General features: G+C 38.0%; 38 protein-coding genes and 1 tRNA gene. 33 read left to right on the top strand and 6 right to left on the bottom strand.

Going from position 1 to position 21,125, the window contains the following annotated elements:
* The gene (locus ACLHK8_RS01305) at nt 1-435 is read right to left on the bottom strand and encodes an ImmA/IrrE family metallo-endopeptidase (RefSeq protein WP_434520350.1); all 435 of its coding nucleotides are present in this window, start codon (nt 433-435) and stop codon (nt 1-3) included.
* A complete protein-coding gene (locus ACLHK8_RS01310) occupies nt 389-736 on the bottom strand; it encodes a helix-turn-helix domain-containing protein (protein WP_434520351.1) in 348 nt (115 codons plus the stop codon). The genes ACLHK8_RS01305 and ACLHK8_RS01310 overlap by 47 nt, the downstream gene beginning before the upstream one ends.
* Nucleotides 737-995: 259 nt before the next feature.
* Between ACLHK8_RS01310 and ACLHK8_RS01315 the strand changes: the two genes are divergently transcribed.
* Nucleotides 996-1,202: a helix-turn-helix domain-containing protein gene (locus ACLHK8_RS01315; protein WP_320531857.1), complete on the top strand. Its 207-nt coding sequence runs from the start codon at nt 996-998 to the stop codon at nt 1,200-1,202.
* A gap of 19 nt (nt 1,203-1,221) precedes the next feature.
* Nucleotides 1,222-1,401 (top strand): hypothetical protein, encoded by a 180-nt coding sequence (locus ACLHK8_RS01320; protein ID WP_323708975.1) that lies wholly within the window; start codon nt 1,222-1,224, stop codon nt 1,399-1,401.
* Here the strand turns inward: ACLHK8_RS01320 and ACLHK8_RS01325 are convergent.
* Nucleotides 1,398-1,565 (bottom strand): hypothetical protein, encoded by a 168-nt coding sequence (locus tag ACLHK8_RS01325; RefSeq protein WP_434520352.1) that lies wholly within the window; start codon nt 1,563-1,565, stop codon nt 1,398-1,400. The genes ACLHK8_RS01320 and ACLHK8_RS01325 overlap by 4 nt on opposite strands.
* A gap of 58 nt (nt 1,566-1,623) precedes the next feature.
* On the opposite strand from ACLHK8_RS01325, the gene ACLHK8_RS01330 reads away from it, so the two are divergent.
* The 5 genes from ACLHK8_RS01330 to ACLHK8_RS01350 all read left to right on the top strand — a co-directional run bounded on the left by ACLHK8_RS01330 (nt 1,624) and on the right by ACLHK8_RS01350 (nt 3,436).
* Nucleotides 1,624-2,403, top strand: coding sequence for a phage antirepressor (locus ACLHK8_RS01330; RefSeq protein WP_434520353.1), 780 nt, complete (start codon nt 1,624-1,626; stop codon nt 2,401-2,403).
* A 3-nt stretch (nt 2,404-2,406) separates the two neighbouring features.
* Complete coding sequence (locus tag ACLHK8_RS01335) at nt 2,407-2,631, top strand: hypothetical protein (protein WP_434520354.1); 225 nt, start codon at nt 2,407-2,409, stop codon at nt 2,629-2,631.
* Nucleotides 2,612-2,914: a DUF771 domain-containing protein gene (locus ACLHK8_RS01340; protein ID WP_434520355.1), complete on the top strand. Its 303-nt coding sequence runs from the start codon at nt 2,612-2,614 to the stop codon at nt 2,912-2,914. Before ACLHK8_RS01335 ends, ACLHK8_RS01340 begins: the two co-directional genes overlap by 20 nt.
* Before the next feature lie 2 nt (nt 2,915-2,916).
* Nucleotides 2,917-3,090 (top strand): hypothetical protein, encoded by a 174-nt coding sequence (locus tag ACLHK8_RS01345; protein WP_434520356.1) that lies wholly within the window; start codon nt 2,917-2,919, stop codon nt 3,088-3,090.
* A 79-nt stretch (nt 3,091-3,169) separates the two neighbouring features.
* Entirely contained in the window at nt 3,170-3,436 is a 267-nt protein-coding gene (locus ACLHK8_RS01350; RefSeq protein WP_434520357.1) for a hypothetical protein, read from the top strand.
* Here the strand turns inward: ACLHK8_RS01350 and ACLHK8_RS01355 are convergent.
* The gene (locus tag ACLHK8_RS01355; RefSeq protein WP_434520358.1) at nt 3,433-3,660 is read right to left on the bottom strand and encodes a hypothetical protein; all 228 of its coding nucleotides are present in this window, start codon (nt 3,658-3,660) and stop codon (nt 3,433-3,435) included. The two genes, ACLHK8_RS01350 and ACLHK8_RS01355, sit on opposite strands and share 4 nt — an antisense overlap.
* A gap of 126 nt (nt 3,661-3,786) precedes the next feature.
* Here ACLHK8_RS01355 and ACLHK8_RS01360 point away from each other — a divergent pair, with 126 nt between their 5' ends.
* Entirely contained in the window at nt 3,787-3,981 is a 195-nt protein-coding gene (locus tag ACLHK8_RS01360) for a helix-turn-helix domain-containing protein (protein WP_199875933.1), read from the top strand.
* Nucleotides 3,982-4,011: 30 nt separating this feature from the next.
* Nucleotides 4,012-4,194, top strand: a complete 183-nt coding sequence (locus tag ACLHK8_RS01365) for a hypothetical protein (protein ID WP_434520359.1) — start codon at nt 4,012-4,014, stop codon at nt 4,192-4,194.
* On the opposite strand, the gene ACLHK8_RS01370 is transcribed toward ACLHK8_RS01365, so the two are convergent.
* On the bottom strand, nt 4,170-4,880 hold the full coding sequence (locus ACLHK8_RS01370; RefSeq protein ID WP_434520360.1) for a hypothetical protein: 711 nt from the start codon (nt 4,878-4,880) through the stop codon (nt 4,170-4,172). The genes ACLHK8_RS01365 and ACLHK8_RS01370 overlap by 25 nt on opposite strands.
* Before the next feature lie 198 nt (nt 4,881-5,078).
* Between ACLHK8_RS01370 and ACLHK8_RS01375 the strand changes: the two genes are divergently transcribed.
* The 11 genes from ACLHK8_RS01375 (at nt 5,079) to ACLHK8_RS01425 (ending at nt 10,560) form a co-directional block, all read left to right on the top strand.
* Entirely contained in the window at nt 5,079-5,210 is a 132-nt protein-coding gene (locus ACLHK8_RS01375) for a hypothetical protein (RefSeq protein WP_323708969.1), read from the top strand.
* Nucleotides 5,194-6,081, top strand: a complete 888-nt coding sequence (locus ACLHK8_RS01380) for a YqaJ viral recombinase family protein (RefSeq protein WP_367364917.1) — start codon at nt 5,194-5,196, stop codon at nt 6,079-6,081. The genes ACLHK8_RS01375 and ACLHK8_RS01380 overlap by 17 nt, the downstream gene beginning before the upstream one ends.
* Nucleotides 6,068-7,024 (top strand): recombinase RecT, encoded by a 957-nt coding sequence (locus ACLHK8_RS01385; RefSeq protein WP_434520361.1) that lies wholly within the window; start codon nt 6,068-6,070, stop codon nt 7,022-7,024. The genes ACLHK8_RS01380 and ACLHK8_RS01385 overlap by 14 nt, the downstream gene beginning before the upstream one ends.
* A 10-nt stretch (nt 7,025-7,034) precedes the next feature.
* Nucleotides 7,035-7,466, top strand: coding sequence for a single-stranded DNA-binding protein (gene ssb / locus ACLHK8_RS01390; protein WP_434520362.1), 432 nt, complete (start codon nt 7,035-7,037; stop codon nt 7,464-7,466).
* A gap of 16 nt (nt 7,467-7,482) precedes the next feature.
* Entirely contained in the window at nt 7,483-8,358 is an 876-nt protein-coding gene (locus tag ACLHK8_RS01395) for a DnaD domain protein (RefSeq protein WP_434520363.1), read from the top strand.
* Between the two features lie 103 nt (nt 8,359-8,461).
* Nucleotides 8,462-8,668 (top strand): helix-turn-helix domain-containing protein, encoded by a 207-nt coding sequence (locus ACLHK8_RS01400; protein WP_434520485.1) that lies wholly within the window; start codon nt 8,462-8,464, stop codon nt 8,666-8,668.
* Nucleotides 8,665-9,120 carry a DUF1064 domain-containing protein gene (locus ACLHK8_RS01405; protein WP_434520364.1) on the top strand — a complete coding sequence of 152 codons (456 nt, stop codon included), beginning with the start codon at nt 8,665-8,667 and terminating at the stop codon, nt 9,118-9,120. The genes ACLHK8_RS01400 and ACLHK8_RS01405 overlap by 4 nt, the downstream gene beginning before the upstream one ends.
* 217 nt (nt 9,121-9,337) lie before the next feature.
* Nucleotides 9,338-9,574, top strand: coding sequence for a hypothetical protein (locus tag ACLHK8_RS01410; RefSeq protein WP_367364911.1), 237 nt, complete (start codon nt 9,338-9,340; stop codon nt 9,572-9,574).
* Nucleotides 9,575-9,838 carry a hypothetical protein gene (locus tag ACLHK8_RS01415; RefSeq protein ID WP_434520365.1) on the top strand — a complete coding sequence of 88 codons (264 nt, stop codon included), beginning with the start codon at nt 9,575-9,577 and terminating at the stop codon, nt 9,836-9,838.
* 89 nt (nt 9,839-9,927) lie between these two features.
* Nucleotides 9,928-10,317 (top strand): ArpU family phage packaging/lysis transcriptional regulator, encoded by a 390-nt coding sequence (locus ACLHK8_RS01420; RefSeq protein WP_434520366.1) that lies wholly within the window; start codon nt 9,928-9,930, stop codon nt 10,315-10,317.
* A 186-nt stretch (nt 10,318-10,503) separates the two neighbouring features.
* Nucleotides 10,504-10,560, top strand: a tRNA-OTHER gene (locus ACLHK8_RS01425).
* A 355-nt stretch (nt 10,561-10,915) separates the two neighbouring features.
* On the opposite strand, the gene ACLHK8_RS01430 is transcribed toward ACLHK8_RS01425, so the two are convergent.
* Complete coding sequence (locus ACLHK8_RS01430) at nt 10,916-12,145, bottom strand: IS110 family transposase (protein WP_057775612.1); 1,230 nt, start codon at nt 12,143-12,145, stop codon at nt 10,916-10,918.
* 428 nt (nt 12,146-12,573) lie between these two features.
* On the opposite strand from ACLHK8_RS01430, the gene ACLHK8_RS01435 reads away from it, so the two are divergent.
* The 13 genes from ACLHK8_RS01435 to ACLHK8_RS01495 all read left to right on the top strand — a co-directional run bounded on the left by ACLHK8_RS01435 (nt 12,574) and on the right by ACLHK8_RS01495 (nt 21,080).
* Nucleotides 12,574-12,834, top strand: coding sequence for a hypothetical protein (locus ACLHK8_RS01435; protein WP_434520367.1), 261 nt, complete (start codon nt 12,574-12,576; stop codon nt 12,832-12,834).
* A gap of 2 nt (nt 12,835-12,836) precedes the next feature.
* Entirely contained in the window at nt 12,837-13,163 is a 327-nt protein-coding gene (locus ACLHK8_RS01440; protein ID WP_434520368.1) for an HNH endonuclease, read from the top strand.
* A 132-nt stretch (nt 13,164-13,295) separates the two neighbouring features.
* Nucleotides 13,296-13,520, top strand: a complete 225-nt coding sequence (locus ACLHK8_RS01445; protein WP_434520369.1) for a hypothetical protein — start codon at nt 13,296-13,298, stop codon at nt 13,518-13,520.
* Between the two features lie 116 nt (nt 13,521-13,636).
* Nucleotides 13,637-13,969 carry a P27 family phage terminase small subunit gene (locus ACLHK8_RS01450; RefSeq protein WP_323708957.1) on the top strand — a complete coding sequence of 111 codons (333 nt, stop codon included), beginning with the start codon at nt 13,637-13,639 and terminating at the stop codon, nt 13,967-13,969.
* Nucleotides 13,966-15,648: a terminase TerL endonuclease subunit gene (locus ACLHK8_RS01455; protein ID WP_434520370.1), complete on the top strand. Its 1,683-nt coding sequence runs from the start codon at nt 13,966-13,968 to the stop codon at nt 15,646-15,648. Before ACLHK8_RS01450 ends, ACLHK8_RS01455 begins: the two co-directional genes overlap by 4 nt.
* A gap of 23 nt (nt 15,649-15,671) precedes the next feature.
* Nucleotides 15,672-16,826, top strand: coding sequence for a phage portal protein (locus ACLHK8_RS01460; RefSeq protein WP_434520371.1), 1,155 nt, complete (start codon nt 15,672-15,674; stop codon nt 16,824-16,826).
* Entirely contained in the window at nt 16,804-17,565 is a 762-nt protein-coding gene (locus ACLHK8_RS01465) for a head maturation protease, ClpP-related (protein WP_434520486.1), read from the top strand. Before ACLHK8_RS01460 ends, ACLHK8_RS01465 begins: the two co-directional genes overlap by 23 nt.
* Nucleotides 17,566-17,587: 22 nt before the next feature.
* Nucleotides 17,588-18,907 (top strand): phage major capsid protein, encoded by a 1,320-nt coding sequence (locus tag ACLHK8_RS01470; protein WP_434520372.1) that lies wholly within the window; start codon nt 17,588-17,590, stop codon nt 18,905-18,907.
* An 11-nt stretch (nt 18,908-18,918) separates the two neighbouring features.
* Nucleotides 18,919-19,212 carry a phage gp6-like head-tail connector protein gene (locus ACLHK8_RS01475; RefSeq protein ID WP_323708953.1) on the top strand — a complete coding sequence of 98 codons (294 nt, stop codon included), beginning with the start codon at nt 18,919-18,921 and terminating at the stop codon, nt 19,210-19,212.
* The gene (locus tag ACLHK8_RS01480; RefSeq protein WP_323708952.1) at nt 19,199-19,585 is read left to right on the top strand and encodes a phage head-tail adapter protein; all 387 of its coding nucleotides are present in this window, start codon (nt 19,199-19,201) and stop codon (nt 19,583-19,585) included. Before ACLHK8_RS01475 ends, ACLHK8_RS01480 begins: the two co-directional genes overlap by 14 nt.
* On the top strand, nt 19,582-19,986 hold the full coding sequence (locus ACLHK8_RS01485) for a hypothetical protein (protein WP_323708951.1): 405 nt from the start codon (nt 19,582-19,584) through the stop codon (nt 19,984-19,986). Before ACLHK8_RS01480 ends, ACLHK8_RS01485 begins: the two co-directional genes overlap by 4 nt.
* Complete coding sequence (locus tag ACLHK8_RS01490) at nt 19,983-20,393, top strand: hypothetical protein (RefSeq protein ID WP_323708950.1); 411 nt, start codon at nt 19,983-19,985, stop codon at nt 20,391-20,393. The genes ACLHK8_RS01485 and ACLHK8_RS01490 overlap by 4 nt, the downstream gene beginning before the upstream one ends.
* A gap of 15 nt (nt 20,394-20,408) precedes the next feature.
* Nucleotides 20,409-21,080 carry a major tail protein gene (locus ACLHK8_RS01495; RefSeq protein ID WP_323708949.1) on the top strand — a complete coding sequence of 224 codons (672 nt, stop codon included), beginning with the start codon at nt 20,409-20,411 and terminating at the stop codon, nt 21,078-21,080.
* Nucleotides 21,081-21,125 lie beyond the last annotated feature (45 nt).

The following is a 21,125-nucleotide window of genomic DNA, read 5'->3' on the forward strand; positions in this document are numbered from 1 at the left end:
TTAAAATTGACTAACTACATAATCTCCCAGCCAAGCAGGGACACGGTAGAAATCCATGAAATTAATGACACTGGTTGGTTGCTCGATATTTAAAAGTAATTTAACTGCATTATGATGTGCTTTTAATTCTTCACCACGCTTGCCAAGCTCTGAAAAGTTGTAAACACCTTGAAGCTCTTTATCCCCATACAAGATATGACTAATTTCGTGTGCTAATCTATATAAGTAACTAGAACGAGTGTCAAAGTTCGTATTCATAATAATCACATTAATACTGGTAATTGCAGTATCGGGAGTAGCACTTTCTAAATCATCAGCCTTACAGATATCAATACTATTATTTGTAGCTAAGTTAGTTAGATAATCTTCGATTTCATTTTCATCTGAATTATTTATTTTTCTTCGCCTCTCTTTGTGCAAGGACATAGCGGGCATAATCCAATATCTTCTCTTTCTCGCTTTCAGGGATGTCCTTACCATCAAAGGCAAGAATTATATCTTTATCTAATAGATCTGCATGCTTAGCTGTTTTGGTGGAAGCATCATTCGTTTTACCCAATAAGTAATCGACAGACACGTCTAAAACTTTTGCTACTGCCTGCAAGTTATTAAAACTAGGCTCTTTAGTTTTCCATGAATAAATTGTGTTTGTACCTAAATGAGCTTTATTATTCACTTCAGTTAATGAAAAACCTCTTTTTTTAGAAATTTTTTTAATCCTGTCTAACGGCGTCATATCAAGGATTCTCCTTTGGCTGACGAAGCTAAATATTAGACTAAGTATAAAAATCTATTGACTATTTTTAGACTAAGGCTTATATTTAATTCATCAAGTAATTAAGCAATAAAAAACAAGCCTTCAAAAACATTACTTTGGCGAGCAAATGTTGATAGATAAGGGTTTTACTTGCTTATTTATTATGCCTTCATATTAGACTAAGTCTAATTAGTTGTCAATAACTTGATGAATAAATAACAGAAAGGGATGAAATTAAATGACAGAAGAGGCAATGGTGGCAGGTGCTAAAGCAATTAAAAGCAAAATTAAAGTTGCTTTGATCGAACGAGATATGACACAAGTTGAGCTTTCAAATTTGCTTAACGAAAATCAACAAGTGGTCAATCGGGCAATTGCTGGGGATCCAACGCCAAAATCATTAAGTATTAGAAAACGTATTTACAAAATTTTGGATATCAAGTAGCTAGGAAGGGATGAAATAAATGAAGTTAACAATTGAAGGAACACCAGAAGACATAAAAAAAGTACTCAACACTATTAGTGGTAGTGAAGAGCACAAAGAGCTAACTGCTAAAGAAATTTATGAAGCATCCATTAGTCAACGACTTTCAAAAATGAATGATCAGCAGATCAAAGAATGGTTTCAACAAAACGTACTTTAAAAGTTTTGTTTTTCAACCCATTTTAAAGCCTCTGTATAAATCACTTTATATGAATCTAGTAAAGATGGTTTAGCACCAATTTCTTCTCCATAAGATTTAAGACTAGAAAATTTGTCTTTAAGAATTAGCAGAGTTAAATCATGTGCACGTTGTTCATTAGTCATTATTATCACCTCAAATATATTGGAATATTTAAATTATAAACGAAAGAAGGTATAAAAGATGAACGAATTACAACAATTTACAAATGGATCGATTAGTTTACCAGTACGTGTAACTATTGATGGAAATATTGAATTTGATGCTGAACAAGCCGCTGTTGGGCTGGGAATTACTACTTTTGCCACAAGTGGCAAAAAGTATGTTAGATGGGAAAGGGTCAGAAAATACCTATCGTGCCCACAATTGGGCACGGGTGATTTCATCACTGAGCCACAGTTTTACAAATTGGCAATCAAAGCAAACAACGAAACGGCCGAGAAATTTCAGGATTGGGTAACACAAGAGGTTTTACCATCAATTCGTAAACATGGTGCATATATGACCGATGAAAAAATTGAGGAAGCATTGCTTAATCCAGATACAATCATCGAATTGGCCACAAAGTTAAAAACGGAGCGCTCTGGGCGTTTGATCGCTGAACAGCAGGTAAAAGAATTACAGCCTAAGGCCGATTACTATGATCAAATTTTAGCAAATAAAGGTTTAGTAACGACAACTTCAATTGCTAAGAATTATGGAATGACGGCAAATGAGTTAAACAAATTATTGCATGATTTCAAAGTTCAGTTTAATCAATCAGGAAGCTGGTATTTGTACAGCAAGCATCAAAGCAATGGATATACTCATACAATTCCAGTGCCATATACACACAAGGACGGTCGCAAAGATATCAAGCCCCAAACTAAGTGGACACAAAAAGGACATATCTTCATTTACGAGTTGCTTAAAACGCACGATATCTTGCCAATGATTGAACAAGAAACTATCAAGGAGGACTGAAGCATGGAATTTGAGAATGTAAAGGCAGCGTTAAAAGATGCAATTGATATTGCTAGTGGAACGGACCTAAAAGTAAAAACTGATGACGGCGAGTTTCGTGTGGCAACAGTTAAGGATGTTCAGGAATTAATGAATGAACGGCTGTATAACATTGCTGATTTGTTAGGCATGAGTGATCTATATTTGGACGATAAAGTTGGTGATAGTTATGACCGAGCTAACAGTTAAAATCCCAATTCCTGATTTTACCAAGGTGTTGTATGACCAGGCACAACAGTCAATCATTGGTCAGTCCTGGACGATTACCGACTTGCGTAAATGGCTAGGTGGCAAGTCGGTTACATGGATTAAATCAAGCATCTTATACAACCCCAAATATAGCCATGAGATAGCTTCCATGGAGGCTAAGGGACAAATACATGGAAGTAGTGGAAAAGGCAATGCGTGGCGTTTTAAGGCTACTGCAATGGCCGAATTTATTGAAAAGCATTATGAAGAATTGGAGTGGTAATAATGGCAATTTTAGGATGGGTAGTGTTTTGGATGATGATTGTGACCAGCGTTGTAGGTATTAGTTACCGAATTGGTAAGGACGCGGGGATTCAAGCTGAGAAGGATCGACACAATCAAGTGTTTTTCAGTAATAATGAAAAATTCCAGTATGAACAACGAATGAGGTTGAAGTAATGACAATTTGGTTATACGGCATAGTTGTTTTAATTGGGTACATTGCTTTGATTTGTGTGCTGAAGGGAGGTGACAAGAAATGAAATTAGTAAAAATTGAAAATAAATGGATTAATCCGGATGCAATTGAAGTGATTGATAAGCTTGATGGCATAACAGTCCTCGTTATGCGCAGTAACAATACCATTACTATACAACAGCCTATAGAAAAAGTGCTCCAAGCTATTGAAGGTAGCCAGGAACACTTAGATGATAAGCAATATTTACAACTTAAATCTGAAATTGATGAAGCAAAAGGATACATTGCATCCCTTCAAACAGCAATTAACAGTTTTAAAAGTAACTAATGAAATACGAGATGTATACCATCTGCATGCGTTTTAACGTTGTAACCATTTTTAGTGCCTTCATCAATTATTTCTTGAACGCTCATTTCATACTCGTTTGGATTAATTGTTGCACTTGGCTGTTCACCCTTTATCTGAACTTTAAAGGCTGATTGTAAAACATTGTCAAGATCTTTCCAATTTTTTAAATTGTTTTGCTGATTTGATTTTGGACTTAATCCCATTTTATATCACCTCGGTTAATTGAAATTGATTCTTAATACAACCTAATTTTACTATAAAAGCAGATAATACACAACATAATGTGTATTTTAAAAGTTAGTGTCACATATGTAGTAGTGGAGGGAACCATGTGGAAGAAAATTGAACAGGTATTAAACGACAAAGGAATTAGTGCTAACCAACTATCTAAGTTAGCTGGATTTAAAAATAATTCAACAATTTACGCGATTAAAAATGAGCAAATTAAGAATCCAAGTTTTGAATTAATGGAAAGAATAGCTGACGCACTTGATGTTAGTTTAGATGAATTTCGAAGTAAATAAAAAGATGCGATACATGAGGAGAACAAAAAAATGAACAGACCAGGCAAAGAAGAAGTAATGAAAAAATTGCAAAATAAAAATCCCTACAACGTAGAGATTGAAAAAGTGATTCATATTACCACTAGAGCTGGAGACGGATCAGATGAAAATAGGGTTCGGCTAGTTGAACACTACTATGATAAAAACGGTCACTTACTCTTTGAAACCGAATGATGGCCACGTCCGGCCGGTGGATTTGCAATTTTGAGTTGGAGATAAACCGAGTTAATTAATATGTTTAGGTAAATTTTTACTTCATCAAGATTTTGTCGAGCATCAAAATCATCGGGACGGTTCCAGTGAGTGAAATCATTTCCAAATTCTCTAACAACATCAGATGAATTAAATGCTGCAACGTCATTTTTAAAAAAATGAGCAATCGCGTCGTTCAATTTATATCTGGCAATTTTTTCTTTTGATTCGTGAGGATCTGAATATGCCAATGCCCAATCCTTAATAAGCACCTCTAAGGCGCCACGATAGCCCATGCCAGCCAAATCAAAAAAGCCGTTTTGTTCAGCGTTAGATGCGCTGTTGTAGAGCTCTATAAACTTTGGAGAAACATCTTTGATAAGCTTATCAAACTTGTGTTTTGAATTTTGGGGATATGAAGAAAGTAATTTCCAACTGCTAGAATTGCTCGACTCTTTTTTGATTAGAACATAAGACCATCCACCACAAGATGGGCACGTACAAGCGATCATAGCGACATGTTTTCCGTCAGTGTACGTCTGCTTACATTCTAATCTAAATGTTGGATTATTACCTACACTACAAAACGGACACAAGCCGGGAATTTCTATTTTAGATTGATGGCTCCCAAGTTGAGGATTAAAGTAGTTTGCAAATCTCGTTTCCATAAAATTTACCCGCTTTCTTATATTTAATTTAATTGTACTTTAAATGTTTTTAAATGAAAGCTTGAAATTAGATAAATTTCGTGAAGGAAAAGGGATGATTAAATGTTCCGAGCAAAATAAAAAAGTCCGTACTGGCATACGGACTAAGGCAAATAAAATACAACCGAATTATAACACAAAGTGCGAGGAGGACTAACAATGAATAATGTGACACAAGCAGAACGGGATGCTATCCAGCGTATGGACGACCAAGTTTATGGCGACGAAGCTGAATCACACTTCGAAGATGAAGAACGGGAAGAGGACGATGCTGATGAAGATTCCATTTGAATATACTGGTGGCATGGGCAAGGAAGAGTGGTTGTTGCACCGCCGTAAAGGTATTGGTGGTTCGGATGTAGCAGCAATTCTAGGCCTGTCGCCATGGGTATCACCCTATCAAGTCTGGGCGGACAAGACTGGTAGAGTTCCGATTGATCTGAATAGTAACGAGTTTGAGCATTGGGGCACAATTATGGAGCCAATTCTGGCTAATGAATTTGAAGAACAATCTCACAAAAAGGTATTTCGTCAGAATAAGACATTCTACGATCCTAAGCATCCGTTTCTTCGAGCTGATATTGATCGTGATGTGACTGGTGAAGAGGGCTTCCTAGAGATCAAAACGGCCATGGAATATAAATCGGATGCCTGGGCAGATGACCAGATTCCGGCGCCTTATCGATTGCAGGTTCAGCACTATATGTACGTTTTAAATCGACCATATTGTTATTTTGCATATTTGATTGGTGGTCACCGTTTCGGAATTAAGCGGTACGAACGCGATGATGAGCTGATTAATCAGGTTGAACCGCAATTAATCGAATGGTGGGATAAACATATCATTCAGGACGAGGCACCTGATCCAGATGGTAGTAAATCCACTACGGAAATTTTAAAGCTTATCTATCCCAAATCAGAACAAATTCAGGTTGAACTTCCAAGTGGTTGGAATGCAAAACTACAACGACGTCAGGAATTAAAAGACAATATCAAAATTATTGATGAAAACACTAAGAGAACAGAAAACGAGTTGAGAGTGGCAATGGGTGTTGGTGACACTGCTGATACAAAGAATTACCACATCACTTATCGTTCAAACAAGAATGGTAACCGCATGCTACGAATTACTGAAAGGAAGAACTACGATGGCAAACAATAACGATTTAATGAACGCAACCAATGGATCAAGACAGGTACAAAAGGGCAATGTTCAATCTGCAACGATTAAAGGTCTAATGGAATCGCCAGCAATGCAAAAAAAGTTTGGTGAAGTTCTAAAAGGAAAAGCCAAGGGATTTACTACCTCCGTTTTAAATCTGGTTAATTCTGATTCATATCTGGCCGATGCACAACCAATGTCAATCATTACCGGGGCAATGGTAGCTGCTACTTTGGATTTACAAATTGATAAGAATCTTGGTTATGCCTATCTAGTTCCATTTAACACTAAGAATAAGGCAACTGGTAAATGGGAGAAGAAAGCTAATTTTGTACTTGGGTACAAGGGCTACATTCAGTTGGCACAACGTTCCGGACAATACAAATCAATTAACTTGGTTACGGTATACGAAGGACAAGTTAAGTCTTGGAATCCACTCACCGAAGAGCTAGATTATGATCCGGAGGGAAAGGTTAGTGACAAAGTAGTTGGTTATGTGGGTAGATTCCAGCTACTTAATGGTTTTACCAAAACAACCTATTGGACATGGGATGAAGTGGAAGCACACCGAATTGCCAATAATAAAGAACGTGATAAGCAAAAATTGTCTGGCGTTTGGAAAACCAATTATGATGCTATGGCACAAAAAACAGTCCTACGGTCATTACTTTCTAAGTGGGGAATCCTTTCCATTGATATGCAAACGGCAGTTAAAAGTGATGAAACAGCTAGTGTCATTGATGATTCTGATGAATTAGTAAAGGACCCAACGGTTCTAGATAATGTTGAGGAAGAGGATGAACCTGCGAAACAAGAGGATGAGTCAAAAGATGTTCCAGATAATGTCAATGCTGAAACTGGTGAGATTAAGGACGACAAAACTTCTGCTAATTCTACTGTACTAGATGGATTCAACGAAGCAATGAAAGATACTGCAAAGTAGGTGATTGATTATGATAAATCGAACAGTTCTTGTTGGACGCTTAACCAAGGATCCAGATTTACGGTACACCAATAGTGGTACTGCAGTTGCTAGTTTTACATTGGCAGTCAATCGTCAATTTACGAACTCAAAAGGAGAACATGAAGCTGATTTCATTAACTGCGTGATCTGGCAAAAGGCAGCAGAAAACTTCTCAAACTTTACGCATAAAGGCTCATTGGTTGGAATTGATGGACGGATTCAAACTCGTTCTTACGAAAACCAACAAGGTCAACGTGTCTATGTGACTGAAGTTGTAATTGAAAACTTTTCACTGTTGGAACCTAGGTCGCAATCTGACAAAAGCCAACAAGCTAGTAAGAAAAAAACTCCGTCAGCTAATCAAGATCCGTTTGCCGGTAGCAATCCAATTGATATTGATGAAGACGACTTGCCATTCTAAGGATGAGGTGAATTAAATGTCTGACGGAGGTTGGATTAAGCTTTATCGGAAAATTCGTAAGTCCTTCGTTTGGACTAATTCCGATCAATTAAAGCTTTGGCTATTAGTTTTGATGAAGGCAAATCATGAACCAAATAAATTTTTGTTTAATGGAAAAGAAGTGGCAGTGGACAGCGGACAAATGGTCACGGGGCGCGACACATTAACGATTGAGTTCAATGAAGGGGTTCGACGTGGACAACGAATTTCTGCCACTACGCTATGGAGGTGGATAAATGATTTTAAGAATGCTCAAATGTTGGACATCAAATCAAGTCCCCAATATAGCGTCATAACAGTATCGAACTGGACAACCTACCAACAAAGTGAACAACAAGTGGACAACACTTGGACATCAAGTGGACATCAAGTGGACACAAACAAGAATGAGAAGAAGGAAAAGAATGATAAGAATGTAGTAGTAGGTGACTCAAACAATCCAGTCAATATCTGGACAGACCTTTGGGGATTCCCTAATGCAATTGCTCAGCAAGACTTAACAGAATGGCGTAATCAGTTTGGTGATGAATTAGTGAATTATGCTATAAATTATGCGGCCAGAAGGAACGTTCAAAGTTATGGAGCTGATAAATATTTGTTCAAAGTATTTGATGGATGGTCTGACTTAAAAATTACGACAGTAGAACAGGCTAAGAAAGAAGCTGAAAAACATGAACAGCAGCAGTCAAATCGTCGCGGTGGATTTATAAAAAATCAGATTCGAGAAAAAGAATCGTTACCGGATTGGGCTGAGAACCAACCGACTGAAACTAAACCAATGGATCCAGATGCTCAGGCTAAATTGCAAAAACGTTTGGAAGTTTTACGGAGGAGAAATGATGAAAGAACGTAAAGAAATTGGGATTGGTGAACCGGTTATTGTTGATCATGAACTTTGGTTGGCCGTCTCTATTCAAGGGTCACATATGAATCTAGTAAAGATGGAGGAAGAACAGATGAAAATTAACTTAAATGACGAAGATTACATGGAAAGTCATGAAGCAAGTATCATGTGGGGGAAGCAAAAAGATTACGTGCGTACCATTTATAACAAATATCCTCAACGGTTTCCAAAGGGCACAATTCGTAAGTTTGGCAAACAATTGATTGTGACACGTGAAGGTATGGAAGCTGTCACTGGTGTGAAACGGAGTGAGTTATGAAGGGACAAATGTCGGCAATTAACCGAAAAGGACGCAAAGTTGAGATTGATGGCTATAAATTTGATTCTCAATGCGAAGCGGATTTTTATAGTCGCTATGTAAAGAATTGTGGGTTAGATTTTGATGTTCACCCCAGGTTTGATTTAGTAAAGCCGTTTGCATTGAACAGTATGAAGTTTCGAAAAGTGGTGTACACACCGGACTTTGTTGTTTATGACAAAACAGGAAGCATTTTACATGTGTATGATGTTAAGAACGGGTTTTCGGTTTACGACCTAGATACCGGAGTGCAACTTAGATTCAAAATGTTTGCGAAACACTATCGGTTTCCAGTAGAAGTTGTAGTGCCTCGCGTTCATTATTTCAGAACTAAAATTTTTGGAATTACTAAGCAGCATAATGAACCTGTAGAGAAGACAAATCTGAATTACACGGTAGGTGATTTAATTTGACTAAAGATCAAATAACATTTAGAACCGCATTTATTAAGCAATTTGAAGAACATAACAGTGATTTATTTGGCACCATTCTATGGTGGCGTAATCATGGTAAGTATATCTATATGCATCAGAGAGAAGCGTTTGATGCGTACAAGAATCTAAGCGTTAAGGAGATTAATCAAGTAATCCGCGAAATTTTATTACCGTTTTAAAATGGGAGGAATTTAAAATGAATGAGCTAAAAGATAATAGTTTTAATTTGTTTGCCAAGGTCAAGAAGGTAGGATTTGATGACAAAGGTGCACAAGTCACCTTAACGATTGACGAGGAAGATTACTTAGACGTAGTCAATCAGTTAGTTATGACGTCTGGCACTAGTGTAATGGTCAAATTCACGCCTAACCAAACCGAGCTTGATACAGACGGCGAATCCGACGGACAAACGGAATTAATTGAGGGTGAGTAAATGACAGAGAAAATGAATGATAAAAATGCAGTAAAACCTATGAACCGGCAATTGGATGCCGCCACGATAGGAGAAGAAAAAATGTATGTATTAAAAATCAAAAGTAGTGGTGGTTATTATGGTCAAGACAGCTATAATGCCAAAAAAAAGGAAGCCGATCGGTTTTATACAAAAGAAGCCGCTTTGAAAAAAGGGACGTTGCTAGCAGCTAGCTTAGCACCAATGGGTGTACCGTTTGAGTATGCCGCTGAAAAGGTCGATTAGATGGCACAAAAAAGCATCCCTAATATTTAGGCATGCCAATACTCTCACTTAATTATCCAACATCTAATTATATCACGGGAGTTGATGGCATGGGGAAAGTGGAGCAGATTGCTGAAAACAAATTGAAGCAGTGTAGAAGGCTAATGCGTATCGCTGGTAAGCGACTAACCGATTTACAGTCACCAACTATCAGTGATATGCCAAGTACGCCGTCTTATGGCAATCGAGTTGAAGAACGGATTATTGAGCAGACAAATGCACAGTACGAACTGGACGAGATATACAGAGCTATCACGTGGCTTTCCGACACCGAGCAGCAGTTACTAGTGGCCAAATATCTTGACAGAAATAAACCGACAGATCGCATGATTATGATTGATATGAGAATTGATGAGCGAACGTTTTACAGGCTACATAATACGGCATTGAGAGAGTTCTCAGAATCGTATCGAGCCGGTTCGTTATTCAAATGTTTGTAAAAAGTGTCAGTTTTTTGTCAGTAAATTGTCAGACTTTTGTCAGTATTTTGGCAGGGAAGTACAGATTTTACGTAGTATATTGGTATTATCGAAAAGATTAAGAGATGTGCATGAGATAAGTTCATTGGCTAAGTAAACCTCCTTTCTAAATAATTTACAATTTTAAGTTGCTTAATCTTTTCGGGCGCTGTCGTCGTTTAATTGGTAAGACAGAAGATGCGGGTTCGAATCCCGTCGGCAGCATAAATAATTTAAAGGAGTGATGCCGATGAAGAAAGGCAACCATTTTTACGTTAGTTAAATACATTTGAGACCAGGTGGTAATTGTCGAGTATATTGGCCGTATGCTACAGTTGCCTGGTCTTAATTATATCGAGTGGCGGAATAGGTAGACGCAGAGAAAGCGCGGTGCCGCATCATGAAGTTTCGTACTAGGTGACTTGGCTACTGATCATGATAAGCCTTGTGGTAATAAGTCAAGTATGTAAAAAGCTTTGTTTTTATTATTTAATCAGTTCTTGAGAGTATAGCTTCCCCAGCCCACTAAAACAGTTAATTTAGCGGGTTAAGAAGGGACTCAGTATCGTAAACTCGAAAGCTATACCACTTTGGGTGGTATATAAAATTGATGGTTTCTAAGCAAGACTTCCACCAATCTTACAAGCTTTCGTGCCGTCAAGACAATAGCTCGACGATGACGATACTTGGGTACCTCTTCATATTTTTTGTGGTAATAGCGTTGGTAAGTAACATCATAACGTCTTATCGAGTTGGCAGCTTCAACTAGATAATAACGAAGATATTGATTACCCTTACGAGTTCGTGGTGTAGCTTGACGAACGCTTGTGCCTGATTCATGTGGTAACCAAGCCAGGCCAGCATACTTGGCAATATGACTTTCATCGGGAAAACGTTCAATTTGACCAATTTCTGCCACAATACCAGCCGCATAAACTGGGCCAATACCGGGAACACTAGTTAAACAATTGATATCTGTGATTTGAGTAGATATCTGTGTAATTGTTTTATCCAAAACTTGGATTTGTTTTTTTAACATCCGAATTTCATTCGCATAGACCGCCAAAATTTCATCAACAGAATCTGTTACGACTTTTGATAGGCGATAAGAAGAACGGGTTGCTTTCTTAATAGCTTTAGCAACGGCTTCGGCATCACCAAACTTACCGTGAGCTAACTGTTGAAGATGGGTGACTAATTCATCAAGAGGTAGCGCCGCTGCCTCGTCCAAGGTTAACTCTTCATCAGTAATTAGGGTCATCATAGTTGAACCAAAAACGGATGTTGGCAGCTCCCGTTCTAACGTATTACAACGATAATAAAGATTATTCAAAAAATGATTTTTAGAATCAGTCATTTGTTTAACCAAGTGATAACGTTCCCGTGTTAGACGTTGCAAAGCCACATAGTTTTCTTGGCGAGCAACTGAAGTTCCCAGTGGTTTGATCCGTAACAAATCAGCTAATTGTTTGGCATCAATCGCATCCGTCTTACCATCATCAAATAACTGGCTAAAATGATGTGACGTATAGGGGTTAATGGTGATAACCGATAAGCCTAAGGCTTGTAACTCGCTATCTTCGGCGAAAAAAGTCATCGGATGAAAATTATAGACCGAGGTGGCTTCCATACCAACAGTTATCTTTTCATAATGGTGGGTTTTAGTCTCAGTTAAGATTACCTGTTTAATTTTAACGGCACCATTAAGATCATTAGTAGTTTCATCTTGAAAACGGCAATGTTGATCAGAATCTAAAGCACAAAAGTCTAATTTATTTTTACCAACATCAATACCTAAATATAAATTCATAGGATAGGACCTCCTTTCACTTTGAATTAATTGGATAAGCTTAGGTGCTGCGTGATGTTCCCTAATTCCAACTCTAACGGGCATCCTCGCAATATAAGAAGACTAGATTAAAAGATTCAGCTGCGTGTCACGCGAGTGAACACGAATCAAATTAATCGCTACAGCTTGTGGTTTGCGGTGTTTCGAATTGTCTGGGCGGCGCGCTTATAACGTAGATAATCTACAGGAGATGAAAGCCTATACCAGTTGGACCTAAATCCAATGAACAATTAGAGAATATCACGCAACATCTAAGTAGGGAATAGTAAATAACAAAGTTTCAAATTATATAATACGAGTAGTATGTGTGGTGCAAATCCACACCTCGATATCGGTTTAAGACATACAATCATTTGATTGTGTGTCTATTTTATTTGGAGGCAATTGATATGAGAAAATATGCAAGAAGAAATTACAATCATTTGCGAGCAAAAGAAAGTAAACATGTTCAAATTAGCATTGATGACATTAATGAGCCACCTAAAATATTTGTAGATGGCAAAAATATTAGGGGAGCACTCATTTCTATTGATTATAAATATAGGACCAATGATGAAAACATTCAGCCTCATTCTTTCGAAGTAGCTTACTACAAACATGGTGATGATACTTATACTAAGCGAACTATTGTTGAATCGAATTTATATTAATCATGCAAACTAAATTATCGTGGCAAGAACGGCGTGACTTTTACAACTCTGTCAGATGGAAGCAGATGCATGATTACATCTTGGACAGGGATAACCATGAGTGTCAGTGGTGTAAAGCAGATGGCAAGGTAACGACTGATGCAGATAGTATCTTGGAAGTAGACCATATAAAAGAACTTGAGTACTATCCAGAGCTTAGACTTGAGCCAAGTAACTTACGGACACTATGCAAGAACTGTCATAACAAGCGACATCACAGGTTTAATTACTCAAGTCATAAGCATAAGGCCAAACCAAACAAGTGGAGTAAAGATGAGAGGTGGGATTAGTTTGAATGGAATGCTGTGTTTGCTACTACATCATAACTATTTCTATGTTGGCATGATGGGTAAGAATGGCAAGCGGTATAGATGCTATCACTGTGGTAGATGTGGCAAACAAATGATTAAGGAAGTGCTGTTATGAAACTTAAAACAGATAAGACTAAGCAGGTAGTTGTGTACGTGGTCATGAGAGACCAACAAGCCAACGTGCTGTTCGCTCATAGAGTGTACTTTAACGAGAGACGTGCAAAAGCTTATTGTAAACGCATGAATGCAGACGCAACGTTCACCGGTTTCTACTACATTAACAAAGCAATTTTCTTTGATTGGCAAAGTTTTTTAGAAAAATTTTCCAAAAAATAATTTTAAAATGGCCCCCGGGGTCAAAAATTTCCCAAAAAAATTAAAAATGGGAACCGGTGGGTAGGACTCGACTCCGGAAAAAGTGTTAAAAATTTATCTCACGAGGGGGTGGGTGTGTGACGCAGTCAAAAATGGAACAATATTTTAAGGAAAATAGCGATAAGAATAATTTATTTCAGCAAGAAAAAATCAGTCGATATTTGGATTTGCGAAAACTTTATAACAAGCTGAACAAGTCGATAAAAGCCGATGGCGCTGTGATTTCTGTGGAAAATGGCAAACAAAAATTTGTGAAAGTTAATCCGGCGGTTTCCGAGAAAGAAAAATTGAATACGCAATTATTAAATCTCGAAAAAGAACTATATTCATCAATCGAAATGAGCAAAATAAAAGCTAGAAAAAGCGTCCATAAAACGCCCCCTAAGGAAGATAAAGGTGGTCTAGTATGATTCATCAAAAGTATGTTGATGATTACGTTAGCGCCTACCGGAGCGGTCAAATAAGGCTCAATAAAGAACGAATCATGCTGATTGATTATCTAAAGAAATATGTGCTTAGTAATGACGACTTATTTTTTAATGAAGAAAAAATTCATGACTGCATTGCCTTTACAGAAAAATGGTTTTTCCCAACTGTTGCTTACCAGAGATTTTTAATAGCATTCGTTTTTTTATATGATTCAAACACGGATGATGTTTATTATGATGAACATTTTTGGGTTCTCGGTCGTGGTGCTGGTAAGAATGGAACGATTAGTTCACTTAGTGCATTTCTTATCAGTCAGTTAAACGGCATTTCTGGTTACAATGGTTCGATCGTGGCTAATTCAGAAGAGCAAGCTAAAACTTCGATTAACGAGATCTACAATGTTATTCAATCAAACGAAAAAATGCAGGAATCATTCAATGCTAATAAGTCCCAGATTGAGGTACCACTTACGCATTCAGTTGTGACTTATCAGACATCGAATGGAAAAACTAAGGATGGATTGCGTGACGGCTTCGATGTTTTTGATGAAATTCATATGTATCCAGATGACAAGGGTGTACAAGTCTATGAATCAGGACTTGGTAAAGTTCCAGAATCAAGACAGTTTGAAATTGGTTCTGACGGTTATGTGCGAGATGGCTATTTAGACGCTAAAAAAGAAATTGCACTGCAGGTTATGCGTGGAGAGCTTCCACCAGATACAATGTTTCCATTTTGGTGCAAATTGGATAATGAAGATGAGATTGATAACCCAGATATGTGGGAAAAAGCCAATCCTATGCTAGCCAAACCCTTGACATCATATGGAAAAACATTGTTTCGAAAAATTAAAAAGCAATATATTAAAATGCAATCTGAACCTAGTATGCGTGAAGAGTTCTTGACCAAGCGAATGGATCTGCCATTGAAAGATCCAGAAAAATCAGTGGCGCCTTATGAGCAGATAAAAGCAACGAATGCTCCCATTCCGTTCGACAAATTAGAAGGACACGAAGCAATTGGATCGGTAGACTTCGCAAGCATTCGCGATTTTACCGCCAATGGCTTAACTTTTAAATTACAAGGTAAACAATATTTTCTATCGCATCAATTTGCACGAAAAGGTTTCGTAGACAAGTATTATGGCTATTCTGCCAATCCTAATGATCGTCCTCGTTCTGCTGCTCCTATTGCTGATTGGGAAAAGCAAGGATGGATAACCGTGTTAAACGAATCAACAATTGATCCACAAAAGGTGGTTGATTGGTTTGTTAAGCAACGAGAAAAATACATCATTAAAAAAATAGTAATTGATAACTTCCGGGCTGATTTGCTTCGGAAGTTTTTTGAAGATGCAGGTTTTGAAGTTGTCATTGTTCGTAATCCAACTGCTATTGATGGTTTGTTAGCACCAAGGATTGAGAACGGTTTTGCTAGCGGAATGTATGTGTGGGGAGATGACGCCCCATTACGTTGGAATATGCAGAATGTCCTGGTTACCATTGATTCTAATGGCAATAAGAAATTCGGAAAGAAAGAAGAAATCAGACGTAAAACGGATGGCTTTAAAGCCTTTGAGTATGGTCAATATCTTGTTGATCAGTTGCCAGATTATGATATCAATGAATCTTTAAACATGCTGGATTCAGTTAATTTCTAGCAAGAAGGGAGGTGTGAAAATATATGAGTATAATTTCAAGCTTCATGGATCTGTTTACTAGGCGTAAAGATTCTAGCTTTATTTATGATATTGATCTATTTCAAGATACGGCGAATCGGGCGTACATGAAACGACTCGCAATTGACGAGGTTTTAAACTTTGTTGCACGTGCAGCGAGCCAAACTGAATTTCAAGTTATTCAAAACAAAGTGCCAGTCAAAAATGATATTTATTATCATTTAAATGTTCGGCCAAACACAGACCAATCAGCCACTGATTTTTGGAAAGATGTTGTTTACAAATTACTTCGTGATAATGAAGTTCTAATTATTCAAGATGACAGTAAGGATTTGCTGGTTGCTGATTATTTTAGTCGTACTGAACGAGCTGTTTATCCAGACACATTTAGCGATGTTCTTGTTAAGGATTACCAGTTTAAACGAACATTTAGCATGGATGAAGTAATTTATCTGACCTATTCAAACGACAAACTGGATAACTACATTACTGGGCTGTGGGGCGATTACGGTAAGCTGATTGGTCGCTTGTACGATATTGAAATGCGTAATAATCAGGTTCGAGCAACGGTGGCAGTTGATACTACTACTGGTACGCAAGAGGAGCAAACGCAAAAGCTTCAAAGCTTTATTAACAAGATCTATAAATCTTTTAACGAAAATTCGGTGGCTATTGTGCCGACCACACGAGGCTTTGAGTATAAGGAAGTTTCAGGCGGCACGGGTGTTAAGAACTTGGCATTCTCGGAAACTGACAGTGTTAAGAATGCGTTCATTGATGATGTTGCTAGTTTGGTTGGTGTTCCATCTGCATTAATTCATGGAAGCAATGTAGAAAATAAGGAAAATATGCAGCTGTTTAATACCTATTGTTTACGATATATTCTCAAAATTATCAGGGATGAATTGAACGCTAAATTTGTTGAACCGGAAGATTTGATGAATGAAAAAATGCATATTAAATCTGTCGGGATTGATCGGCCAAGCATTGTGGATATGGCTGAATCAATTGACAAACTTGGATCATCTGGAATGGTCACACAAAATGAAGTTCGTGAAGCAATCGGATTACCGCCAAGAGCTGACGGAGATCAAATTGTGATGACTAAGAATTATACAACGAAGGGAGGTGAGAATGATGACAATGAAAATCAACGTTAAAGGCCCAATTATTAGCAATAATGACAAGTGGATTTATGACATGTTGGGGATGGATAGTACTGCACCCAAAGATGTTTTAGATAATTTACCCGAAGACGGAACAGATGTTGAAGTCGATATAAATTCTGGCGGTGGTTTAGTAGATTCTGGAAATGAAATCTATACGGCGCTTAAAGCATATACTGGTAAAGTGACAGTTAACATTGTTGGTATGGCCGCTAGTGCTGCATCACTGATTGCAATGGCTGGTAACCCAACACGAATTAGTCCAGTCGGTCAAATCATGATTCACAACGTGGCTGGCGGTTGGGTTGGTGACTATCGTGACCAGGCCAAGCTGTCTGAAATTTTAAAGCAGTCCAGCGAAGCGATTGCGAATGCTTATCAATTGAAAACGGGATTATCAATGGAAGACTTGCAAGAAAAGATGGATTACGAAACATACTTAAATGCTGATCAAGCAAAAGAACTAGGCTTTGTAGATGAAATTATGTTTGAAGATCAGGTTCAGTTGGTGGCAGATGGTGGCTCTGGATTATTGCCAAAAACCGCAGTTGATAAAATCAAAGAATTGATTTCTGATAATGCCAAAATTGCAATGGATCAGGCTAACAACACTTTACAAGCAAGCGAGGAAACGTCCAATACAGTTGCACTGGTTAAACGTGTGAATGAATTAGAAAATTTAATCAAGGAAAAAGATAGCGAGCAGCCAACATTTAAGCCGTTCGCTTTTTAAATACAGAAAAGAGGAAGAATTTATGACTATGAATTTTAATAATGATGCGATGACTAATTTTACTGAAAAGCGAAAAGCTTATGCTGAATTGGTTAAATCAAACGCATCTGCTAGCGAACAGCAACAAGGTTTTACAGATATGATGGACGCTTTAAGTACTGATACTTTAGCTGAAATCAAGAAACAAGTGAATGTTCAAACAGAGGATTACTTAAACGCTAAACAGCAAGATCCAAAAATGTCTATGGAGGAAACGAAATTCTTCAATGAAATCTCCACAGATACCGGTTTTAAAGAACCTAAGATTCTACCGCAAACTACAGTTACAGAAGTATTTGATGATATGGTTCAAGATCATCCATTCTTGAAAGCGATTGGTTTGGTAAACCAAGGGGTTAGTTTGAAGATTATTCAATCTGATGCTTCCGGTGTCATTGCTTGGGGCAAGATTTTTGGTGAAATTACCAGTCAATTGGACGCTAAATTTACTGAAACAGAGGCGACTCAATCTAAGGCAACAGCCTTTATGGTATTACCAAAAGATCTTGAGGAATTCGGCCCTGCATGGATCAAGCAATACGTTGTTACTCAGATTTCAGAAGCATTCGCTGTAGGTGCTGAACAAGCATTTCTAACAGGGGATGGTAATGACAAACCAATTGGTTTAAATCGTCAAGTTCAAGAAGGAGTAACCGTTACTGGTGGTGTTTATCCTGAAAAAGCTTCTGCGGGGACTTTGACTTTTGCTAACACCAAAACAGCTGCTAAAGAATTAGCCGGTGTGATTAAGAAATTGTCTGTTAAGGAAAATGGACATCCAGTTGTCGCTAAAGGCAAGACAGTTCTTGTTATGGCTCCTGGAGATTCATTAGATGTTGAAGCACAGTTCATGGTTCAGAATTTAGCTGGTCAATTTGTAACTGCAATGCCTTTTGGCTTAACAACAGTTGAATCTGAATTTGCGCCCGATGGTAAAGTGATTGCATTCTTACCTGATCGTTATGATGCATTTCAAGCTGGTCCATTAAAGATTATGCCATATGACCAAACATTAGCTATTGAAGATATGGACTTATTTACCGCTAAGCAATTCTTCTATGGAAAAGCTAAGGATAATAATGCAGCTGCTGTTTATGATTTGTCACTTACCGGTTCAGGCTCTGGCACTAATCAAACAACAACTGGTGGTAACACAGAAAGTACATTCGATCCTAAAGGCAATGTAAAACCAACTGATACGAATACTATTGCCGAAATCACTGCATGGTTAGACGCACATTCAATTGATCACACAGGTAAGACAGCTAAAGCAGACTTGTTAGCATTAGTTCCTGCTGAATAGGGAGTGATTTGATGAGTGAAGAAACTGGACTACTTGATGAATTTAAAGCACGAAATCATATTTTTCACGATTCAGAAAACGACAACCTAAATGATATTCTTAGCAAGTCACAAGTGGCGATTAAACGGCTTGTTGGCTCTGATGATCTTGCTAAACCACAAATTGCTGAATTAGTCCTGGAGCGTTCACGATATGTTTACAACGATGCTTTGGAATATTTTAACGATAATTTTCAATCCGAATTGATTGGTGTTTCGTTGGATAATTATTCACCAGAAAGCGGTGATGATAATGTTTCAGACTAGCTATAAACGGCCGAGTACAGGTAGTGGAGATTTGAGAACGCCTGTTGGCTTTTATCGTAATGCTCCTAATGATGGACCAGAACCAGGTGAAACAGTTCTAAAGCAACTCTATGAATGCTATGCACAAGTTTATGCGCCAAGTAATAAGGATCGTCAAATCTTAAATGATCATGATACCAGCCGAGCTGTCACTGTTAAGATTCGTGATTCACGTGGTCAGTATGTAGCTGACAATGATGATGTCTGTGTGATTGATGACTATCGTTATATCGACAGTAAAGGCAGCAATATTGTTTGGAATGTCATTGATGTACGTCCTGATTTTGAAGACGACAAATTTGTTGTGATTGTTTTGGGGGTGGTTACGTCTTGAGTGTGGAAATTAAGGGCATGGATGAAGTGCTCAACAAACTATCTGAAAAACTTAGCGATCGTGCTTTAAGCCGTGCCGAAAACGCTGCTTTGAAGCCAGCTGGGGAACTTGTCGAAAAAGAAGTTAAAGGCGCTGTTTCTGCCTTCGCAGATACGGGTGCTGAAACTGATGAAGTTGTTGTGGGTAAGGCGCATAAAGTAGCTGGCGAAAACATCATTCGTGTTGGTTGGAATGGTCCAAAGAAACGCTATGCCATTGTGCATTTGAATGAGTTTGGATACACAAGGAATGGTAAGCATTTTACACCACGTGGTTTTGGTGTTTTGCAAAAGACTTATGATGCCGTTAAGCCACAATATAAATTGGTTATTATGGATGGATTGAGGTCGAAACTGCTATGAATAATAAAGACATGCTATCCATTATTTATAATCAGTTGCTATCAAATGATGAGATTAACAAGATGACGCTTGAAACGAGCGGTCAGCACCGGATCAAATATTATGATTACCCGGACACTGCCAACCAAAATCAAGCGTTTATTGTTATTGAACCGTTAGAGCCACCACAATCAGCTAAGAGCGGTAGTGATCAAGAATTATCTTTGAAATTTACGATTCAAATTAATTGTGAATCTAAGGTTAGATCAGAGGTTAAGCAATTACAGTATTTGATTAAACAAGAAATGAAAAAATTAAATTATGGTCAGATGACCGGTGGACTGGATGAATATTTTCCAGATACCGGTCGTTTTGTAGACGCAAGAAGATACCGTGGGACAACTAGTCTTTACGATGTGAATTATTAGAAAGAAGGAAAATATATGTTTGTTGGATATAAACGATTGAAAATTACACCATTTGATGAAACCGGTAAGGCCGGCACAACCATCATTGTGCAAGGTGATCCACATAAAGGTGCCACTGTTACTGCTGAAATCAGTGGATTAGCAAAAGATCCGGTTAAAGTTGCTGGTTCTGACATTGATTATTACTTGTCTCGTCAAGGTTTAGGGGATGCAAAAGTTGCATTAGGAATTCTTGATTTACCAGAAGAAACAGCTGATTTATTATCTGGATTCAAAACTGATGAAAATAAAATCAGTTATGGTGGTGCAGATACTTTACCACCCTATTGCTCTGTTGAAATGGAATCTGTCGAAGATACTGGAGAAACTGCATTAGTTGGCTTCTATCGTAGTACATTCACACGTGACAAGATTGACATGAATACACTTGATAGTTCTAAATCGTTCACACCAGAAGCAGACTCTTGGACTCTCACTCCAATCAGTTCTACCAGTGAAGGTGTGACTAATGGTGAAGTTATGCAGAAATATGTTGGTAAAGATGCTGCCGCAATTACAGCATTTGAAAAACAGTTGTCAATCACAACGGAGAATTCATCAACCACTAACTCTGGCGCTTCAAGTTCTGCACCTGCATCATCAGGTGCTAGCAGTGCGGCTTCAAGCGCAGCGTCTGGAGCTGAATAGGTAAAGCATTATTAGGCAAGGTTAGGGCCGTTCGTCCAGGCCTTG

Origin of the sequence: Pediococcus sp. M21F004 (genome assembly GCF_051122535.1) — a bacterium.
GTDB classification, from domain to species: Bacteria; Bacillota; Bacilli; order Lactobacillales; family Lactobacillaceae; genus Pediococcus; species Pediococcus inopinatus.

Coding starts and splice junctions, on each gene's coding strand:
- ACLHK8_RS01315 (WP_320531857.1), top strand. CDS start 996: ATGACAGAAGAGGCAATGGTGGCAGGTGCTAAAGCAATTAAAAGCAAA.
- ACLHK8_RS01465 (WP_434520486.1), top strand. CDS start 16,804: ATGACAATGAAAATCAACGTTAAAGGCCCAATTATTAGCAATAATGAC.
- ACLHK8_RS01455 (WP_434520370.1), top strand. CDS start 13,966: ATGATTCATCAAAAGTATGTTGATGATTACGTTAGCGCCTACCGGAGC.
- ACLHK8_RS01480 (WP_323708952.1), top strand. CDS start 19,199: ATGTTTCAGACTAGCTATAAACGGCCGAGTACAGGTAGTGGAGATTTG.
- ACLHK8_RS01445 (WP_434520369.1), top strand. CDS start 13,296: ATGAAACTTAAAACAGATAAGACTAAGCAGGTAGTTGTGTACGTGGTC.
- ACLHK8_RS01415 (WP_434520365.1), top strand. CDS start 9,575: ATGACAGAGAAAATGAATGATAAAAATGCAGTAAAACCTATGAACCGG.
- ACLHK8_RS01495 (WP_323708949.1), top strand. CDS start 20,409: ATGTTTGTTGGATATAAACGATTGAAAATTACACCATTTGATGAAACC.
- ACLHK8_RS01460 (WP_434520371.1), top strand. CDS start 15,672: ATGAGTATAATTTCAAGCTTCATGGATCTGTTTACTAGGCGTAAAGAT.
- ACLHK8_RS01405 (WP_434520364.1), top strand. CDS start 8,665: ATGAAGGGACAAATGTCGGCAATTAACCGAAAAGGACGCAAAGTTGAG.
- ACLHK8_RS01370 (WP_434520360.1), bottom strand. CDS start 4,880: ATGGAAACGAGATTTGCAAACTACTTTAATCCTCAACTTGGGAGCCAT.
- ACLHK8_RS01320 (WP_323708975.1), top strand. CDS start 1,222: ATGAAGTTAACAATTGAAGGAACACCAGAAGACATAAAAAAAGTACTC.
- ACLHK8_RS01440 (WP_434520368.1), top strand. CDS start 12,837: ATGCAAACTAAATTATCGTGGCAAGAACGGCGTGACTTTTACAACTCT.
- ACLHK8_RS01380 (WP_367364917.1), top strand. CDS start 5,194: ATGAAGATTCCATTTGAATATACTGGTGGCATGGGCAAGGAAGAGTGG.
- ACLHK8_RS01350 (WP_434520357.1), top strand. CDS start 3,170: ATGAAATTAGTAAAAATTGAAAATAAATGGATTAATCCGGATGCAATT.
- ACLHK8_RS01435 (WP_434520367.1), top strand. CDS start 12,574: ATGAGAAAATATGCAAGAAGAAATTACAATCATTTGCGAGCAAAAGAA.
- ACLHK8_RS01375 (WP_323708969.1), top strand. CDS start 5,079: ATGAATAATGTGACACAAGCAGAACGGGATGCTATCCAGCGTATGGAC.
- ACLHK8_RS01345 (WP_434520356.1), top strand. CDS start 2,917: ATGGCAATTTTAGGATGGGTAGTGTTTTGGATGATGATTGTGACCAGC.
- ACLHK8_RS01385 (WP_434520361.1), top strand. CDS start 6,068: ATGGCAAACAATAACGATTTAATGAACGCAACCAATGGATCAAGACAG.
- ACLHK8_RS01400 (WP_434520485.1), top strand. CDS start 8,462: ATGAAAATTAACTTAAATGACGAAGATTACATGGAAAGTCATGAAGCA.
- ACLHK8_RS01305 (WP_434520350.1), bottom strand. CDS start 435: ATGCCCGCTATGTCCTTGCACAAAGAGAGGCGAAGAAAAATAAATAAT.
- ACLHK8_RS01420 (WP_434520366.1), top strand. CDS start 9,928: ATGGGGAAAGTGGAGCAGATTGCTGAAAACAAATTGAAGCAGTGTAGA.
- ACLHK8_RS01310 (WP_434520351.1), bottom strand. CDS start 736: ATGACGCCGTTAGACAGGATTAAAAAAATTTCTAAAAAAAGAGGTTTT.
- ssb (WP_434520362.1), top strand. CDS start 7,035: ATGATAAATCGAACAGTTCTTGTTGGACGCTTAACCAAGGATCCAGAT.
- ACLHK8_RS01470 (WP_434520372.1), top strand. CDS start 17,588: ATGACTATGAATTTTAATAATGATGCGATGACTAATTTTACTGAAAAG.
- ACLHK8_RS01430 (WP_057775612.1), bottom strand. CDS start 12,145: ATGAATTTATATTTAGGTATTGATGTTGGTAAAAATAAATTAGACTTT.
- ACLHK8_RS01475 (WP_323708953.1), top strand. CDS start 18,919: ATGAGTGAAGAAACTGGACTACTTGATGAATTTAAAGCACGAAATCAT.
- ACLHK8_RS01335 (WP_434520354.1), top strand. CDS start 2,407: ATGGAATTTGAGAATGTAAAGGCAGCGTTAAAAGATGCAATTGATATT.
- ACLHK8_RS01330 (WP_434520353.1), top strand. CDS start 1,624: ATGAACGAATTACAACAATTTACAAATGGATCGATTAGTTTACCAGTA.
- ACLHK8_RS01360 (WP_199875933.1), top strand. CDS start 3,787: ATGTGGAAGAAAATTGAACAGGTATTAAACGACAAAGGAATTAGTGCT.
- ACLHK8_RS01355 (WP_434520358.1), bottom strand. CDS start 3,660: ATGGGATTAAGTCCAAAATCAAATCAGCAAAACAATTTAAAAAATTGG.
- ACLHK8_RS01395 (WP_434520363.1), top strand. CDS start 7,483: ATGTCTGACGGAGGTTGGATTAAGCTTTATCGGAAAATTCGTAAGTCC.
- ACLHK8_RS01325 (WP_434520352.1), bottom strand. CDS start 1,565: ATGACTAATGAACAACGTGCACATGATTTAACTCTGCTAATTCTTAAA.
- ACLHK8_RS01365 (WP_434520359.1), top strand. CDS start 4,012: ATGAACAGACCAGGCAAAGAAGAAGTAATGAAAAAATTGCAAAATAAA.
- ACLHK8_RS01410 (WP_367364911.1), top strand. CDS start 9,338: ATGAATGAGCTAAAAGATAATAGTTTTAATTTGTTTGCCAAGGTCAAG.
- ACLHK8_RS01340 (WP_434520355.1), top strand. CDS start 2,612: ATGACCGAGCTAACAGTTAAAATCCCAATTCCTGATTTTACCAAGGTG.
- ACLHK8_RS01490 (WP_323708950.1), top strand. CDS start 19,983: ATGAATAATAAAGACATGCTATCCATTATTTATAATCAGTTGCTATCA.